Source organism: Streptomyces sp. CNS606, from assembly GCF_000426325.1.
In genome coordinates this window covers 1-2,581 of record NZ_AUFD01000057.1, presented here as the reverse complement: position 1 = coordinate 2,581, position 2,581 = coordinate 1, and the positions used below count along the sequence as shown (strand labels likewise).

Genomic DNA, 2,581 nt, shown 5'->3' with positions numbered 1-2,581 from the left:
GCGCGCGTCCTGCTCCGCAGGAACGACGCACGCCGCTACGCGGCGTTAACATGAATTGCGAAGCAATTCATGTGGGAAATCCCGACGGGATTTCCCGTAATTCGCTCCGCGAATTACTTGTGAATTGCTCCGCAATTCACCGCGCACCCTCCGGCGGATGTTGACGTCGTGTCACGCTCTGATTCTGACTGGGGGGTTGCGGCACGGGCAGGCAGTCTGGGAGACAGGGGGCATCTCGACGCTGCCAAGTAGCAGATATTCCGGGGCGTGCGCGACGAGCAGGCGGACCCGAAGGGATGCCCGACGGTTCACCGGTTGCCGTAGGCGACCGAGAGAGGGAACATGCACACGGCCCCAACTGACGGATTGACAGATGGGGCCGTGTGCATGTTGGACGGATATCCATGTCGGCTCTTCCGAGGCGATGCATCACGGGTAGACCTTGGAAAAACTAGGGGGTACTCATTGCCCTTAAAGGCCGTCACGGACGATTCACTTTGGTCCGAAATGAATTCCGTGCAGGATTCCCGTGAACCTTCTTTCCCTTTCGACTGTTGTTGCTTCTCGAATTGGGGCGGGGGAGGATAGGAGAAAGGCTCTGGAAACGCCTTCGTGAAGGGCGCCTAGAACTGGGAGGGGTTGCCCATGACCAACCCCTCGCGGACCCGCGCGGGTCGGCTGCGGGGCGTTCCTCGGTTGGTGTGTGTTGGGGGTTTGCTGCCGGGTGTGCCGGCCAGCGCCCAGCCTCTGGGGTGCTACGCGTCCGTCGGGGACGCGGCGGGCACTGGTACGGCGTCATCGAGGACCACCGACGGCATCTCCTGCGCTCTGGCGCCGGGCTTGATCGCGTCGATCACGGGGGCGATCGCGTCGTAGGTGCGGACCGCGATCGGGTCGGGATCATGGTCCCAGTCCCCCGGGTGGGCGTCGTGGTCCAGGCGCCGCAGGTACTCCACGAGTTGGGTGCCCGTGAGCGTGACCGTCACCAGGCCCCGCTCGCCCGCCTCGCCCGGCGCACGCTTTGTCCTCACGTCATCGAGGACCTCCTTCGACGCCTTTCCCCCGGACCGGTGGATGTCGCGGGTGTGCTCCCACAGGTCTTTGGCGGAGGTCAGGGAGAACCGAGCGACGCCGGCTGCCTTCTCCAAACGCTCGGCGTGCTCCGGCGGCGACTGCGTCGAGACCTTCCCGCAGGCAGGCAGAAAGGCGAGGAGGAGCAGGGTGCAGCCGGTGGCAATCCATCGTGTCTTCACCGGGGCATTGTCACAGTGCCGTTCACCCCTCTGGCCCGCTACCTGCGGGTACGGCTGAAATGCTCGCGATTACGGCCGATTGAGGCAGCCGGATCGGCCCTGGGTCGATGTTCACGAGAACGGGAGGCGCCTCATGGACCCTCCCGCCGACCGGGTGGAGGTAGGCGCCAGCCGGGCCGCACGTTGACGCCAGCACGCCCCGTAGGGTGGTCTGATGTTCGATGTCGTTTCGACCTGCGTTCGGGAGTCACACGAGGCGCTCCGGGGAGTGGGTGGCGCGGCACGGCGACGCCCAGGTGCCTACCGGCGCCGTCATCGAGCTGGAGGACCGGGATGAGGACTACCCGGTCGGGCGGTGGGTGAGCAGCGCAGGGCTTTCAGAGACGTCGGGACCTGGCTGGCGCGGCAGAGGTCGGCGGTCGGGTGGGCACAGCTCGCGGCCGGGCACGGGGCCGGCGCGGAGAGCGGCGGGGCGCCAGCCTGGGTGTCCGGTCTGGACGAGCTGGACGCGTTCGGGCGCGGCCTGGCCGCCGCCCACCAATACCTGCACAGGGAAGGCCACGTGACCGTCCCCCGCAAACACGAAGAACTGCTCCACCCCGCCCGCGAGGACGGCACCGTCATCGAGGACGGCGCACCGGTGCCGGTCAGGCTGGGGGTATGGCTCACCAACCAGAAAACCAGGCGGGCGAAACTCAGCGAGGAACGGCGAACGGCCCTGGCCGAACTCGGGCTCCGCTAGGTGGAGTGAAGTCACGGCTTCGCCGTTCTCAGGCGATGGCGGGAGACAGCCGGTCCGTGTCTGGTTTCCTAGAGTTTTCTTGACGAGCCGTCACACCGGGGGGCCCATGACGTCCGCAGCCACCGAGCCGCCGTCCACCACACCGCCGCGATGGCCGCACTGCGGTCACGGCGCCCACCCGGAGACCGACCCGGTCGGCTGCCGCGGCATTCAGATCCCCGGCCACACCTCCTGCCTCGCCCACGCAGACCAGGCCGCCCAGGACGACTACCTCACCGCCTTGAGACCCGGCACCCACCTCGACCACTCCGGCACCCCCTTCACCGAAGCCCTGCTGCGGCGCCTACTCCACGCCCTCACCGACCCCAACACCAGACGGCCTCACGTCAGCTACGCCCTGTTCAGCGGGGCGACCTTCGGCAACCACGCCAACTTCTACAGGGCGACCTTCGGCGAACGCGCCGACTTCTACAGCGCCGCCTTCGGCGACCACGCCAACTTCGACGGAGCGACCTTCGTCAACCACGCCAACCTCGGCGAGGCGACCTTCGGCAACCACGCCCACTTCGACAGCGTGACCTTCGGC

3 protein-coding genes are annotated in these 2,581 nt (G+C 67.2%); 2 read left to right on the top strand and 1 reads right to left on the bottom strand.

Annotated features, from left to right (window positions below; all coding sequences use genetic code 11):
- Positions 1–755: 755 nt before the first annotated feature.
- Positions 756–1,253, bottom strand: coding sequence for a hypothetical protein (locus tag K304_RS0120535; RefSeq protein ID WP_027765257.1), 498 nt, complete (start codon positions 1,251–1,253; stop codon positions 756–758).
- Positions 1,254–1,737: 484 nt separating this feature from the next.
- On the opposite strand from K304_RS0120535, the gene K304_RS0120530 reads away from it, so the two are divergent.
- Both K304_RS0120530 and K304_RS30295 read left to right on the top strand, forming a co-directional pair.
- A complete protein-coding gene (locus tag K304_RS0120530; protein ID WP_486591759.1) occupies positions 1,738–1,995 on the top strand; it encodes a helicase associated domain-containing protein in 258 nt (85 codons plus the stop codon).
- 106 nt (positions 1,996–2,101) lie between these two features.
- Positions 2,102–2,581 (top strand): pentapeptide repeat-containing protein (locus tag K304_RS30295; protein WP_037791356.1); only part of this gene is annotated, 480 nt, incomplete at its 3' end.